Below are 14,260 nucleotides of genomic sequence, written 5' to 3'. Positions count from 1 at the left end.
GCCTGTTGCAGGACATCGACCCCACCCCTGAGACGAGAGACGTGGTGTTGTTATCGTGACTTGGTCAGACCAGCACTCCCCAATGAAGAATGGAGCCGGTCATATGTCCGTGACAACGTCCCGCGCGGTCCTCACGCCGGGCAATCAGGCCGCTATCGGCGCGCTTCGCGCCGCACTCGGCAACGACGCCGTCAGCACCCGTGAACTCGACCGCGTCGCACTCGCGGTCGACGCGTCGCACTACCTCCGCACGCCCGACGCCATCATGCGCGCCCGCCACGCTCAGGACGTCGCCGTCGCGATGTCGATCTCGAACCAGCTCGGCTGGCCCCTGACCCTGCGCTCCGGCGGCACGTCCCTGTCCGGCCAGGCGCTGTCAGAGGGGCTGACCGTCGACGTGCGGCGCCACTTCCGCGACATCGAGGTGCTCGAGAACGGCGCTAAGGTGCGCGTGCAGCCGGGCGCGACCATCCGCGCCGTCAACGGCGCGCTCGCCTCGTACAAGACAAAGCTCGGCCCCGACCCCGCCTCGGAGATCGCCTGCACCGTCGGCGGCATGATCGCCAACAACTCCTCCGGCATGACCTGCGGCACGGTCAAGAACGCCTACCAGACCATCGAGTCGATGACGATCGTGCTGGCCTCCGGCACCGTGATCGACACCGGCGCACCGGACGCCGACGAGCGGCTCCGCCGCGCCGAGCCGGCCCTGGTCGACGTGCTGGTGCGCCTGCGCGACCAGCTGAGCGGCGACGCCTTCCGCTCCGACATCGAGCGCCGCTACGCCATCAAGAACACGATGGGCTACGGCATCAACTCGTTCATCGACCACACCTCCCCCGTCAAGATCCTCGAGCACCTGATGATCGGCTCGGAGGGCACGCTCGGCTTCGTCGCCGAGGCGGTGTTCAACACGGTCAAGGTGCCCGCCCGCACCACCACCGGCCTGCTGCTGTTCGACTCCCTCGACGCTGCGACGACCGCCCTCCCGGCGCTGGTCTACTCCGGCGCCGACGTCGTCGAGCTGATCGATGCCGCCGCGATCCGCGCCATGGGCGACGACGCGAAGGACGTGCTCCCGCAGGGTTTCGCGCCCGAGCAGCACGCCTCGCTGCTTGTCGAGTACCAGGCCGACGACGCCGACGGCATCGCCGAGCGCGCCTCCACGGGCATGAAGACGTTCGCCGACCTGGGCGGCCTCGCGTCGGCCCCCGAGCTGACAGAGGACAACAAGCGCCGCGGCCAGATGTGGCTGATGCGCAAGGGCCTCTACACGAAGGTCGCGAAGAACCGCCCCAAGGGCACCGCGGCGCTGCTCGAGGACATCGCGGTCCCGATGGAGACGCTGGGCGGCATCTGCAACGAGCTGCAGACGCTGTTCACGAAGCACGACTACCACGACGCGGTGATCTTCGGCCACGCCAAGGACGGCAACATCCACTTCCTGGTCACCGAGGACTTCGCCGGACCAGAGTCACTCACCCGCTACGACGCGTTCACCGAGGATATGGTCTCGCTCGTGCTCGACGCGCAGGGCACGCTGAAGGCCGAGCACGGCACCGGCCGCATCATGGCTCCCTTCGTGCAGCGCCAGTACGGCGATGACCTGTACCAGGCGATGTGGGACGTCAAGAACGCCTGCGACCCGAAGCGCATCCTCAACCCCGGCGCAGTCCTGACCGATGACCCGAAGCTCCACCTCAAGGACATCAAGCCCACCGGCGAGGTCCGCGAGGTGATCGACAACTGCGTCGAGTGCGGGTACTGCGAGCCCGTGTGCCCCAGCCAGCATCTGACGACGACTCCGCGCCAGCGCATCGTGATCCAGCGCGCCATCGAGGCGGCCGAGGCCGAGGGCAACACCGAGCTCGCTGAGGCCCTGTTCAAGCAGGAGACCTACGACGTCGTGCAGACGTGCGCGGTCGACGGCATGTGTTCGACGGCCTGCCCGGTCGGCATCAACACCGGCGACCTGATCCGCACTCTGCGCAAGGAACGTCAGAAGCCCGCCCTCGACGCCGGCTGGAACGTCGCGGCCGAACACTGGGGTGTCGTGCTGCGCACCGCATCGATCGGCATGAGCGTCGTCGAGAAGGTCCCCACCCCGCTGGTGCGTGGCGTGCTGCACACGGCGCGCGCCGTCGCGGGCACCGACGTCGTGCCGCTGCTGACCAAGGAGATGCCCGGCGGCGGCCCGATCCGGAAGCCCGAGCCCAAGGCGAACCCGGACGCGATCTTCCTGCCCGCCTGTGTCGGCTCGATGTTCGGCTCGCAGCACGGCTGCGGCACCGGCGTCGCGGGGGCGGTGCGCCAGCTGGCCGCCCACGCCGGACTGACGCTCAGCACTCCCGACGGCGTCAAGGAGCTGTGCTGCGGCACGCCGTGGAAGTCGAAGGGGCTGGCCAAGGGCTACGACACCATGAGCCAGAAGCTGGTCGACTGGGTCGTGGCCGCCACGGACAACGGCCGCCTCCCCCTCGTCAGCGACAACGTCTCCTGCTCCGAGGGCATGGAGGTCGCGCTGAAGAATCGCGGCGTGACCACCGTGCACGTCTACGACGCCGTCCAGTGGGTCGCGGAGAAGGTCGCGCCGAAGCTGCCCGTCGTCGCGAAGGCCGGCACGGCCGTCGTACACCCGACGTGCTCCTCCACGCTGATGGGCGTCAACGACAACCTGCTGTTCCTGGCCGGCCTCGTCGCCGACGAGGTCATCGTGCCGCAGGGCTGGCGCTGCTGCGCCTTCGCCGGCGACCGCGGCATGCTGCACGAGGAGCTGACCGCCACTTCGACGCAGGACGAGGCCCGCAACGCCCGCGAGGCGAACGCCGACCTGTACCTGTCGCTCAACCGCACCTGCGAGATCGGCATGACGCGCGCCGTCGGCAAGACGTACGTGCACGTGCTGGAGGAACTGGCTGCCCGCCTCGCCAAGGCCTGATCGGATCCTTCACCGCACAAAGATGCCCCAGAGCCGGGGGCGGTCCCATACGGGCATGCCTCCCGCTCTGGGGCATTCTTGTGCGCGGTCCAAGGGAAAGCGAATGGACCCGATGCCCGGGCCAGCGGGGCCCGGGCGCTCAGCCCTCCTTCGGGGGGCGACCGGGACGACGGATGGGCCTGGCCTTCACCTCGCGACCCGACCGTCGCAGGGCGTCACGCAGCAGCATCTCGATGTGCGCGTTGAGGCTGCGCAGGTCGTCGGCCGCCCACTGCGCCAGCGCCTCGTGCACCCCGGGGTCGAGCCGGAGCAGCACCGACTTCCGCGACGCCTTCGCAGGCTTCGCGGAGTCGGCGCCGGGCTGCTCGTCGCTCATCAGCCGTAGAGCGTGCCCGTGTTGATGACCGGCGTCGAGCGCGAGTCGGAGCACAGCACCACGAGCAGGTTGGACACCATGGCGGCCTTCCGTTCGTCGTCGAGTTCGACGATCTGGTCGGCCTCGAGGCGCTCGAGCGCCGACTCGACCATACCGACGGCTCCTTCGACGATCTTCGAACGAGCCGACAGGACCGCGGAGGCCTGCTGCCGCTGAAGCATCGCCTGGGCGATCTCGGGGGCGTAGGCCAGCGACGAGATGCGCGTCTCGACGACCTCCAGGCCTGCGATCGCGATGCGTGCGGCGACCTCGCGCGCCAGCTCTCCGGAAACGAGGTCGGTCGAGCCGCGCAGGGACTCCTCCCCCTCGTCGGCGAAGTCGTACGGGTGCGACGTGGCGACGTGGCGCAGCCCCGCCTCCGACTGGACCTGCACGAAGTCCTCGTACGCCTCGACGGCGAAGACGGACTTGGCCGTGTCGGCGACCTGCCACACGACGATCGCTGCGATGTTGATGGGATTGCCGTCGGCGTCGTTGACCTTGAGCTCGTTGGTCTCGAAGTTGCGGACCTTGACCGAGACCTTCTTCTTCGTCGTCAGCGGCACCGTCAGCAGGAGGCCCTGCTTCCGGATGGTGCCGACATAGCGACCGAAGAACTGCAGGACCTTGGTGTCGCCGGGCGACACGATCGTGAGCGAGGAGAAGATGACGATCGCGACCAGCCAACCGACCACGATCCCGAGGCCCAGGATGGCGCTGATCTCGTCGCCGGCCTCCGCCGCGACGACCGCCACGATGGTCCCCCAGACGCTGAGGCCGAAGATGGCGACGCCCAGCAGCAACGCGAGCCCGCCGTTCATGGTCCACGCCGTGCGCTCGTCGATCACGACGCGGGTGCCGTCGTGTCCGACGGGGCGGCCGGCGGCCACGCCGCCGACCGAGGCCTCGTCGAGTGTGGTGATGTCTTCCATGATCATCCTCCTGAAAACAGCTATCAATGTGATATCACTTTAGCAGGCGCGTGGCCGCCTGCGCACCTACGGGACAAGAATGGGCCCGTGAAGAACAGCGAGATCCACTCTGTCGTCTGGAAGGGCGACGCCGTGGCCGCGCGCGACGTGCCCTTCGCCACGATCTCCGACCACCTCGCCGACGAGTCGTCGCTGATCTGGGTGGGCATCCGCAACCCGAACGCCCAGATCTTCGAGCAGCTCGGCGGTGAACTCGGGCTCGAACCCGCCGCCATCGAGGACGCGCTCAACCACGTAGAGCGCCCCAAGGCCGTGCGCTACGGCACCTACTCCTTCGTGACCGTGTACGCGGCGGTGGAGCAGCCGCCCGTCGCCGACAACGTGGAGCAGGACGAGGAGCTCGCGCTGGCGAAGGTCTCGTCGTTCGTGTTCCCGAGGGGGATGGTCTCGGTCTGGTACGACGACCGCTTCGGATTCGACGAGATCATCGACCGCTGGAACGAAACGGGCAACCTGGGCCGGCACGGCTCCCAAATGCTGGTCCACGGCATGCTCGACTACATCGTCGACGGCTACTTCCACCGCACCCAGAGCCTCGACGACGAGATCGAGGAGCTGGAGGACGAGGTCCTCGAACAGCACGCCGGCACGACGCGCGGCCTGCAGCGACGCATCTACCGCCTCCGGAAGTCGCTCGTCAGGCTGCGCCGAGCCGTGGTCCCGATGCGCGAGGTGGTCGCCTCGATCATGCGGCACCGCCGCGAGACCGACGGGGACCCGTCACTCGATCCCTGGTTCGATGACCTCTACGACCACTCCCTGCGCGCGGCGGAATGGGCCGACTCGCTCCGCGACCTCGTCACGACGATCTTCGAGACCAACATGTCCCTGCAGGACACCCGGCTGAACATCGTGATGCGCCAGCTCGCCGCGTGGGCCGCCATCATCGCCGTCCCGACGGCCATCACCGGATGGTTCGGGCAGAACCTCCCCTACCTCGGCTTCGGCCAGGACTGGGGCGTGTGGGCGTCGGTGATCTCGATCGGTCTGGTGAGCGTGGTGCTCTACTGGTCGTTCAAGAAGCGCGGTTGGCTCTGATGCGCGAGCGCGAACTCACGTATCCCGTGTCGCTGACCGACGCCCACGGGCGGTTCAACCGGGAGGCGCACGGCTGGGCGCGCGCCAACGTCGGCATCCTCGCCTCGAGCACGACCCAGGTGTTCGGGACGTGGTCCGGCACCTGGACGCACGGCAGCGTGGTCGTCGCCTTCGACGCCCTTGTGGGTTTCGCGGAGGAGACGCACCAGCTCTGGTGATCGGACCGTCTGGTGGATCCATCCGCGACGGCGCTGCCCTGCCACTAGGCTCGACGGGTTCCCCCGCTCCCAACACCCGCAAGGACCCCCGCGATGGACCAGCTGACCGACTTTCTCAATGCCCTGAGCGGCATCGTGTGGGGACCGTTTCTCCTGATTCCCCTGCTGCTCGGCACGGGGCTCTACCTGACCGTCCGCCTGGGCGGCATCCAGTTCCGACGCCTCGGCGCCGCGCTGCGTCTGGGGCTGTGGAAGCGCAGCGACGACGGCTCCGAGGGTGACATCTCGCAGTTCCAGGCGCTGACCACCGCACTGGCCGCGACCGTCGGCACCGGCAACATTGTCGGCGTCGCCACGGCCATCGGCATCGGTGGTCCCGGCGCCCTGTTCTGGATGTGGGTGACCGGCCTGCTCGGCATGGCGTCGAAGTACACCGAGGCATTCCTGGCCGTGCGGTACCGCACCACCGACGAGGTGGGCGAGCGCAACGGCGGGCCCCAGTACTACCTGGAGCGCGGGATCCGCGGCCCGCTGGGCAAGGTGCTCGCCTGGTCGTTCACCATCTTCACGATCGTCGCCTGCTTCGGCATCGGCAACCTGACCCAGGCCAACTCGGTCGCGGCGAACCTGAGCCACAGCTTCGCCATCCCCACCTGGGCAACCGGGCTCGTGATCGCCGCCGTCACTCTGTTGGTCCTCGTGGGCGGCATCAAGTCCATCGGCAAGGTCACGGCGGGCTTCGTGCCGATCATGATCGTCTTCTACGTCGTCGGGGCGATCGTGATCCTGATCGCCAACATCGGGTCGGTGCCCGCCGCCCTCGCCCAGATCTTCCACGACGCCTTCACCGGTTCGGCGGCCACCGGCGGCTTCGTCGGCTCCGTGCTGATCATCGCCGTGCAGTTCGGCGTGGCACGCGGCATCTTCTCCAACGAGTCCGGCATGGGCTCGGCGGCCATCGCGGCGGCGGCGGCACGGACGAGCCACCCGGTCCGGCAGGGTCTGGTGTCCATGACCCAGACCTTCATCGACACCATCATCGTGGTCACGATGACCGGCCTCGTGATCGTGACGACCGGCGCCTGGTCCGCCGTGGACGAGTCCGGCGCCCAGATCTCGGCGTCCGTGATGACGGGTGAAGCCTTCTCACACGGTCTGCCGGGGCAGTGGGGGCACATCGTCGTGACGATCGCCCTGGTGATGTTCGCCTTCTCAACCATCCTGGGCTGGGCCTACTACGGCGAACGCAACGTCGAGCGGCTGCTCGGCCACCGCGCGGTGCTCCCCTTCCGGGTGGTGTTCTCGATCATCACCTACTTCGGCTGCACCACCGCGTTGGACGCCGTGTGGGCCTTCTCTGACATCGCCAACGGCCTCATGGCCCTGCCGAACCTGATCGGCCTGCTCATCCTGTCCGGGCTGGTCGCACGCGAGACCCGGGCCTACCTCAAGCACGACCCCCAGCTCACGGCGAGCCAGGCCGAGGTCGAGGCGTTCATGGAGGGTGAGCCGGGCTGGGACGAGTGGCGGGCCAGCGAGGCCGAGACAACCGCCTGAGGGCCCGGGACCGACGTCAGCTGTTCGCAGCCAGGAGCCGCCGAACGCCTTCGTCGAGCACCTCGTCCCGCTTGCAGAAGGCGAAGCGCACGATGCCTCGCCATGGTCCGGGGTGGTCGGTGAACACGGAGACCGGCACGCCGGCCACACCCCGCTCAGCCGGGAGCCGTCGGCAGAAGTCGAGGCCGTCGACGCCGTCGCCGAGGTCGACGCACACGTAGTAGGTGCCGGCACTGGTGAGGGTGTCGAATCCGGCGTTCCGGAGCGCAGCCGACAGCCGGTCGCGCTTACCGAGCAGGTCGCGTCGTAGCCCCTCGACCCACGCCTGCTCGTGGCGCAGGGCGTGTTCGACGGCGGGCTGGAAGGGAGCGCCGCCGACGAAGGTGAGGAACTGTTTGGCGGCGAGCACCCCGTCGATCAGCGGTGCGGGGGCCAGCGCCCAGCCGATCTTCCACCCCGTCACATTGAACGCCTTGGCGGCGCTCGAGACCGTGATGGTCCGCTCTCGCATGCCGGGCAGGGACGCGACGGGGACGTGGCCGGCATCGAAGGTGAGGTGCTCGTAGACCTCGTCGGACAGGACGATCAGGTCGTGTTCGCATGCAATCTCCGCGACGGCGCCCAACTCGTCGGCTGTGAGCATGGTCCCGGTGGGGTTGTGTGGCGTGTTGACGACGATCATCGCCGTGTCGCGCGTGACCGCGGCACGCAGGGCGTCGACGTCGAGCGCGAAACCCCGGCCGTCGCGGACGAGGGGCACGGCGACGCGGCGGGCGCCGGCCAACGCGACGGCGGCGGCGTAGGAGTCGTAGTACGGCTCGATCAGGATGACCTCGCGGCCGGGCTCGACCAGGCCGAGGACCGCGGCGGCGATCGCCTCAGTGGCACCGACGGTGACGAGCACCTCGGTCGCAGGGTCGAGGACCGAGCCGTACCGCGCGGCCCGGTCGTCGGCGATGGCGGCGCGGAGGCCGGGCATGCCGCGTCCTGGCGGGTACTGGTTGTTCCCGGCCGCGATCTGCCCGCGGGCGACCTCCAGCATCCGCGGCGGCCCGTCCCAGTCGGGGAACCCCTGGCCGAGGTTGACCGCGCCGTGGCGGACGGCGAGTTCGGACATCTCGGCGAAGATCGTGCCACCGAAGGGCCTCAGCCGTGCCACGGTGCCGTGCGTCGTCATGCGGGCGATTCTAGGCAGCCGCGCCCGACGCGCCGGGTCAGCGGGCGACGGTGAACAGGTCGCCGGGCTGGCAGCCCAGCGTGTCGCACAGCGCTGTCAGGGTGCTGAAGCGCACGGCCCTGGCACGCTGGTTCTTCAGGACGGACAGGTTCACGGGCGTGACGCCGATCGTCTCCGCGAGCGCGGCCAGGGTCATGCCGCGCTCATCCAGGAGCCGATCGAGGTGACATACCACCTTGTGGTCGTCGTCGGCCGGCATGTCAGACCAGCCCCTCGACGTCTTCCTCGAGCTTGACGCCGCGTTCGAGGATCGCGGCGACCAGCGCCATCATCACGCCGAAGGCGAAGAGCAGAAACTGCGTGCTGGTCAACGTGGCCCCGTCGGCTTGTCGGATGCGGTAGACATCTGTCATGACCATCGACCTGATCGCCCTGCGCCGTGAACTCCACCAGATCCCCGAGGTCGGGCTGCAGCTGCCCCGGACTCAGGAGCGCATCCTGCAGGCCCTCGACGGGCTGCCGCTGGAGATCACGCTGGGCAGGAGCGTGACGTCGGTCGTAGGCGTGCTGCGCGGCGGTCGCCCCACCGAGGGCAAGCGTCCCGTCGTGCTGCTGCGCGAGGACATGGATGCCCTGCCCGTCGAGGAACTCACCGGGCTCGAATACGCATCTACCAACGGCGCGATGCACGGCTGCGGGCACGACCTGCACATGTCGATGCTGGTCGGCGCAGCGCACGACCTGTGTGCCCGGCGCGACGAGCTGGCCGGCGACGTCATCTTCATGTTCCAGCCCGGAGAGGAGGGCGCGGACGGCTGCCGCTACATGCTGGAGGAGGGCCTCCTCGACGTGGCCGGGTCGCGCCCCGATCGCGTCTACGGCATCCACGTCTGGTCGTCGCTCGACCCGTGCGGCACCTTCTCGACCAAGCAGGGCACGGTCATGGCCAGCTCGGACGAGGTGCGCGTGCGGATGATCGGGCGCGGCGGCCACGGCTCGTCGCCGCACCGCGCCGCCGACCCCGTTCCGGCCCTCGCCGAACTCACCACGGCGCTCCAGACCGTTGTCACGCGCCAGTACGACGTCGTGCAGGACCCGGTCGTCATCACCGTGGGCCTTCTGCAGGCAGGCACCATGGCCACCGTCATCCCCGAGGAAGGGCGCCTCGCCGCGACCGTGCGGGCCTTCTCCCGCGAGGCCCGCGACCGCGCAGTGGACATGATCCCTCAGGTCGCCGACTCGGTCGCCGCCATCCACGGCGTGCAGGCGGAGTTCGAGCTGATCGAGCAGTACCCGGTCACGGTCAACGACGACGATCAGGCCGACCTGGTCGCGGGCCTCGTCGGGGAGCTCTTCGGCGAGGACCGCCACCTGCGCTGGCAGCACGCACTGCCCGCGGCGGAGGACTTCTCACGCCTGCTGGAGACTGCCCCCGGCTGCTTCATCGGTCTGTCCGCCTGCCCTCCGGAACTCGACCCGGCCACCGCCCCGTTCAACCACTCGGCCTATGCCCGCTTCGACGACTCCGTCGTGCCGGACGGCGCCCGGCTCCTGACCGAGCTGGCGCTGCGTCACCTGGCCTGATACCCCTCCCGCAACCGGCTCGACCGCGACACAATGGCATCCATGCGACCCATGCTGGCGACACCCACCGCGACGCCCGGGGTTCCCCCGTCGGGCGACGAGTGGGTCCACGAGGTGAAGTGGGACGGCGTCCGTGCCCTGGCCGAGACCGTCGACGGCGGCCTGAGGATCTACAACCGCAACCAGGCCGACGTGACGGTCGCCTACCCGGAGATCGTCGCCGGCGCCGTCGGGCTGCCCGACGGCCTGCTGTTCGACTGCGAGATCACCGCCCTCGATCCGACGACAGGGATCCCGACGCTGCAGGCCATCGCGCCGCGGATCCACGTGAGCAACGCGAAGAAGGCCGCGAAGCTCGCCGCGGAGCGGCCCGCACTGCTCGTGGTGTTCGACCTGCTGCGTGAGGGCGGGGCCGATCTCACCGGGCTGCCACTTGAGGAGCGCCGTCGGCGGCTGGCCCTCGTCGACCTCGACCGTCCGTGCTGGCACCTGTCCGACGTGTTCGACGACGCCGAGGCCATCACGCAATTCACGGCCGACGCGGGCATGGAGGGGGTCATGAGCAAGCGCCGGGGCTCCCGCTACCAGCCGGGTCACCGCAGCCCCGACTGGGTGAAGACGCCCCACCGCAGGGAGGTCGTCGCGGTGATCGGCGGCTGGGTCCCGCAGGCCGGCACCGACAACGTGCTCGGCGCCCTGTGGGTCGGACACGCGACCGATGAGGCGACCTTCGATGCCGACCCCGTCCTCTACCCGCTTGCGCGGGTGGGCTCGGGGCTGAAGTCGAAGGAACGGGACGCGCTCATGACGGTGCTGCGCGGCCTCGCCCGCGACACCGCCCCGTTCCAGCCGCTCCCAGAGGGGCCCGAGGTCCGACGCACGCACTGGGTCGAACCCATGGTGTGCGTGCAGATCCGCTACCTGTCGACGTCGAAGGGCGGCGCCCTGCGCCAGCCGGTGCTGCGTAAGCTCCGCCCCGACGTCAGCCCGGTGGAGGCCTCCACGGCACCGGTGGTCTGAACGGGGAAAGACCCCTTCGCTCCGCTCAGGGCCCTTCGACAAGCTCAGGGAGCCGGGTCGCCGAGCACTTCGACAAGTTCAGCACAAGCCTGTCGAGGTGCCTCGAAGCGAAGCGAGAGGTCCAACCCGCCACCCCCTCTCGAGTCGCCTCACCCGACAGCGCCCCGACACACCGAGCCACCTTCGCAGCGAGGGCACTACTCTGGTGGGCGTGACCGACGACAAGCAGATCGCCACGCTGCCTCCGATCGAGGAGCTGCACAACGAGGTCGTGCGCAGCCCTCGCACGGGCGAGCCCCGCCGCCCTGCGGTGCTGCTCGTCGCCGCGATCCTGCTCCAGCTCGCCGTCGCCGCCACCGCCGTCGCCTACGCCCATCACTGGTGGCTCGCCGTCCACCCGTCTTCGTACCCCACGTCCGCCCGGCTGATCGCCTGGATCGAGCCCGATCCGGGCAAGTGGCTCTCGCTCACGCTCGAGGCAGCCCTGGCCGCGGCGACGGTGCTGGCCGCGGGAGCCGCGGGCGTCGCGGGCTTCCAGGCCTGGAACGGCTGGCGCTGGTCCCGCTGGGCTGGGCTCGTCGCCGTCGGACTCGTCGGCGGATACCTCGCGATCACCAGCACGTGGGTCGTCCCGGCCCTCGCGCTGACGGTCCTCGGCGCCGCGCTGCTGTTCCTCCCGCCGGTGGCGCGGTACTTCCACGACCAGGACCGCGTCCGCGCCGAACGACCCGAGCTCTACCGACGCCCCGAGCGTGTCTTCTACGGCCGCTTGCCCCGCTTCCGCTGATCTCGGACGAGGTTGATCGTGGTTTCCGTCGGCCGGCCGACGGAAACCACGATCTACTTCCGCAGGTCGCCGGCGGCGTCGGCACTAGGCTGCCGACATGGCCAGCTCCAGCGCTTTCCTCGACGGCGTCCTGCGCGTGCTGCGCGACGTCGCGAACACCGCACTCAACAACGCGACCCGCCCCAGTTCGCGCAACGCCGCGCGACGCGGCGGCCCCCGGCCCACAAAGCCTCGGGCCGACGGCGCCCGCTCAGCCGCCCGACCCTCAGGCGACGGCGCCAACTACCCCGGCGACTACGACCGGCTACCGGAGATCGTCTACAGCCCCCGACACGATGGGGAGCCAGACCCGGGCGAGATCGTGTGGACCTGGGTCCCCTACGAGGAGGACCCCACACAAGGCAAGGACCGGCCGGCGCTGATCATCGGGCGCGACGGCGGCTGGCTGCTCGCCCTCCAGGTGACCAGCCATGACCACGACCGCGACGCGGACCAGGAGGCCGAAGCCGGCCGATTCTGGGTCGACATCGGCACCGGGGCGTGGGACCCGCAGCGCCGCTCCAGCGAGGCCAGGGTCAACCGGATTATCCGCATCGACCCCGACGCGGTACGCCGCATCGGCGCCGTCCTGGACCGCTCGACGTTCGAGACGGTCGCTGCGGAGGTGCGCCGGCATTACTGAGACCGCTCCGCCAGTGGTGAACAGCATGCGGAACTACGTGACCGCGATTGTTCCGGCATGCCGATCGGCTGCTTGAATATCTCACCATACGGTTGAAGGAGTCGGGTTGATCACTGTGAAGGACCTCACGAAGGTCTATTTCCAGGGCAAGCGGGAGGTGCGCGCCCTCGACGGCGTGTCGCTGAGCGTCCCGTCCGGTTCCATCCACGGCATCATCGGCCACTCGGGCGCCGGCAAGTCGACCCTGGTGCGCTGCCTCACCCTGCTCGACCGCCCGACGTCGGGCACCGTCGAGATCAACGGCGTCGACCTGACCGCTGCCCGCTCCGACGCGCTGCGCACCGCGCGTCGCCGGATCGGGCTCGTCTTCCAGCAGGCCAACCTGTTTGATTCGCGCACGATCGCCGACAACGTCGGATACCCCCTCGAGATCACCGGCGTGCCGCCTACGGACCGCGAGGCGAAGGTCGCGGAACTGCTCCGTCTCGTCGGCCTCGGGGACTCGGGCAAGGCGTACCCCGCTCAGCTGTCCGGAGGCATGCGGCAGCGCGTCGGCATCGCCCGGGCACTCGCGACCGACCCTGATGTGCTCCTGTTCGACGAGCCCACCTCGGCGCTCGACCCGCGCACCACCGACGAGATCCTCGACCTCATCGTGCAACTGCGCAACCACCGCTCCGACCTCGTCGTCCTTGTCATCACCCATGAGATGCACGTCGTCAAGAAGATCTGTGACTCCGTCTCCCTGCTCGACGGGGGCCGGGTGCTCGAGTCCGGGCCGCTGACCGAGGTCGTCAACCGCCTCGACGGTCGCCTCAGCAAGGCACTGCTCGGCATCCCGCCGCACGAGTCGATCGACGACTCGCGCGGCACGCTCGTCGACGTCCTGTCCGCCGGCGAGCGTGCGAACCAGCCCGTCGTCGCAATGGCATCTCGGGCGATCGGCGCCGAGATCGCGATCATTGCCGGCAGCGTCGAGCACCTCGCCGGCACCACCTTCTCGCACCTGCGCCTCCTCGTCCCGCCGGAAGCGGACCCGCAGGCCGCCATCGCCGAGCTGCGCAGGCTCGGCGCCGACGCGCGACTCACCAGCGAGCTGACCGAGGAGGCTGCGGCGTGATCCTCCTCGACACCTGGCTCAGCAACCCGGCCATCCAGAAGGCCCTCCTCCCCGCGCTGTGGGAGACGCTCATCATGGTGGGCATCTCGTCGCTCGCGACCGTCATCATCGGACTGCCACTCGGCGTCGTGCTGTTCGTCACGCAGAAGGGCGGGATGAGCGAGAACCGTCCGGTCAACGTCATCCTCTCCAGCGTCATCGTCAACATCACCCGCTCGATCCCCTACGCCATTCTGATGCTGGCGTTGATCCCCGTCACGCGCGTGCTCGTGGGGACATCGCTCGGCCCGATCGCGGCGTCGGTGTCTCTGGCGATCGGCGCGATTCCGTTCTTCGCCCGTCTCGTCGAGTCCGCCCTGCGTGAAGTGCACCCCGGCAAGCTCGACGCGGCGCACGCGATGGGCTCGACGAAGCTGCAGTCGGTCACCAAGGTGCTGATCCCCGAGGCCATGCCGGCGCTGGTCGCCGCAGTGACCACCACCGTCGTCGTGCTGATCGGCTACTCCGCCATGGCGGGCCTGATCGGCGGCGGCGGGCTCGGGCGCCTCGCCTACAACTACGGCTTCCAGCGTTACCAGTTCGACGTGATGGTCATCACGGTGATCCTGCTGGTCATCATCGTCCAACTGGTCCAGTGGATCGGGGACAGGATCGGCAAGGCCATCGACCACCGCTGATCCCCACAGACTTCCCACGTACCGGGAAACGGCCACCAGGCCACAGAAGATGGCC

General features: G+C 69.3%; 15 protein-coding genes. 10 read left to right on the top strand and 5 right to left on the bottom strand.

The window, feature by feature from the left end; all coding sequences use genetic code 11:
• Positions 1-103: 103 nt before the first annotated feature.
• Positions 104-2,938 (top strand): FAD-binding and (Fe-S)-binding domain-containing protein, encoded by a 2,835-nt coding sequence (locus QH948_RS02010; RefSeq protein ID WP_281145298.1) that lies wholly within the window; start codon positions 104-106, stop codon positions 2,936-2,938.
• Positions 2,939-3,077: 139 nt separating this feature from the next.
• On the opposite strand, the gene QH948_RS02005 is transcribed toward QH948_RS02010, so the two are convergent.
• On the bottom strand, positions 3,078-3,314 hold the full coding sequence (locus tag QH948_RS02005; RefSeq protein ID WP_281145297.1) for a type II toxin-antitoxin system antitoxin: 237 nt from the start codon (positions 3,312-3,314) through the stop codon (positions 3,078-3,080).
• Positions 3,314-4,285: an SPFH domain-containing protein gene (locus QH948_RS02000; protein ID WP_281145296.1), complete on the bottom strand. Its 972-nt coding sequence runs from the start codon at positions 4,283-4,285 to the stop codon at positions 3,314-3,316. Before QH948_RS02000 ends, QH948_RS02005 begins: the two co-directional genes overlap by 1 nt.
• A gap of 87 nt (positions 4,286-4,372) precedes the next feature.
• On the opposite strand from QH948_RS02000, the gene QH948_RS01995 reads away from it, so the two are divergent.
• The 3 genes from QH948_RS01995 to QH948_RS01985 all read left to right on the top strand — a co-directional run bounded on the left by QH948_RS01995 (position 4,373) and on the right by QH948_RS01985 (position 7,158).
• Positions 4,373-5,383 (top strand): magnesium transporter CorA family protein, encoded by a 1,011-nt coding sequence (locus QH948_RS01995; RefSeq protein ID WP_281145295.1) that lies wholly within the window; start codon positions 4,373-4,375, stop codon positions 5,381-5,383.
• Positions 5,374-5,601: a DUF2804 family protein gene (locus QH948_RS01990; protein WP_281145294.1), complete on the top strand. Its 228-nt coding sequence runs from the start codon at positions 5,374-5,376 to the stop codon at positions 5,599-5,601. The genes QH948_RS01995 and QH948_RS01990 overlap by 10 nt, the downstream gene beginning before the upstream one ends.
• A 93-nt stretch (positions 5,602-5,694) precedes the next feature.
• Positions 5,695-7,158, top strand: a complete 1,464-nt coding sequence (locus tag QH948_RS01985; protein WP_281145293.1) for an alanine/glycine:cation symporter family protein — start codon at positions 5,695-5,697, stop codon at positions 7,156-7,158.
• A 16-nt stretch (positions 7,159-7,174) separates the two neighbouring features.
• On the opposite strand, the gene QH948_RS01980 is transcribed toward QH948_RS01985, so the two are convergent.
• Genes QH948_RS01980 through QH948_RS01970 form a run of 3 tightly spaced genes read right to left on the bottom strand, consistent with a single transcriptional unit; the run spans position 7,175 to position 8,748 of the window.
• Positions 7,175-8,335: a pyridoxal phosphate-dependent aminotransferase gene (locus tag QH948_RS01980; RefSeq protein WP_281145292.1), complete on the bottom strand. Its 1,161-nt coding sequence runs from the start codon at positions 8,333-8,335 to the stop codon at positions 7,175-7,177.
• Between the two features lie 37 nt (positions 8,336-8,372).
• Positions 8,373-8,594 carry a helix-turn-helix domain-containing protein gene (locus QH948_RS01975; RefSeq protein WP_281145291.1) on the bottom strand — a complete coding sequence of 74 codons (222 nt, stop codon included), beginning with the start codon at positions 8,592-8,594 and terminating at the stop codon, positions 8,373-8,375.
• A 1-nt stretch (position 8,595) separates the two neighbouring features.
• Positions 8,596-8,748, bottom strand: coding sequence for a hypothetical protein (locus QH948_RS01970; RefSeq protein WP_281145290.1), 153 nt, complete (start codon positions 8,746-8,748; stop codon positions 8,596-8,598).
• Between QH948_RS01970 and QH948_RS01965 the strand changes: the two genes are divergently transcribed.
• The 6 genes from QH948_RS01965 to QH948_RS01940 all read left to right on the top strand — a co-directional run bounded on the left by QH948_RS01965 (position 8,747) and on the right by QH948_RS01940 (position 14,205).
• Complete coding sequence (locus QH948_RS01965) at positions 8,747-9,919, top strand: M20 metallopeptidase family protein (protein WP_281145289.1); 1,173 nt, start codon at positions 8,747-8,749, stop codon at positions 9,917-9,919. The two genes, QH948_RS01970 and QH948_RS01965, sit on opposite strands and share 2 nt — an antisense overlap.
• A 42-nt stretch (positions 9,920-9,961) precedes the next feature.
• On the top strand, positions 9,962-10,939 hold the full coding sequence (locus tag QH948_RS01960) for an ATP-dependent DNA ligase (protein WP_281145288.1): 978 nt from the start codon (positions 9,962-9,964) through the stop codon (positions 10,937-10,939).
• Positions 10,940-11,150: 211 nt separating this feature from the next.
• Positions 11,151-11,726, top strand: coding sequence for a hypothetical protein (locus QH948_RS01955; RefSeq protein WP_281145287.1), 576 nt, complete (start codon positions 11,151-11,153; stop codon positions 11,724-11,726).
• Positions 11,727-11,823: 97 nt separating this feature from the next.
• A complete protein-coding gene (locus QH948_RS01950; RefSeq protein ID WP_281145286.1) occupies positions 11,824-12,408 on the top strand; it encodes a type II toxin-antitoxin system PemK/MazF family toxin in 585 nt (194 codons plus the stop codon).
• Positions 12,409-12,523: 115 nt separating this feature from the next.
• Positions 12,524-13,528: a methionine ABC transporter ATP-binding protein gene (locus QH948_RS01945; protein ID WP_281146227.1), complete on the top strand. Its 1,005-nt coding sequence runs from the start codon at positions 12,524-12,526 to the stop codon at positions 13,526-13,528.
• Positions 13,525-14,205 carry a methionine ABC transporter permease gene (locus QH948_RS01940; protein WP_281145285.1) on the top strand — a complete coding sequence of 227 codons (681 nt, stop codon included), beginning with the start codon at positions 13,525-13,527 and terminating at the stop codon, positions 14,203-14,205. The genes QH948_RS01945 and QH948_RS01940 overlap by 4 nt, the downstream gene beginning before the upstream one ends.
• Positions 14,206-14,260 lie beyond the last annotated feature (55 nt).

This window comes from Tessaracoccus lacteus (assembly GCF_029917005.1).
Classification (GTDB): domain Bacteria; phylum Actinomycetota; class Actinomycetes; order Propionibacteriales; family Propionibacteriaceae; genus Arachnia; species Arachnia lactea.
The sequence above is the reverse complement of the archived record's forward strand: the minus strand, read 5'-3'. Positions and strand labels throughout refer to the sequence as shown.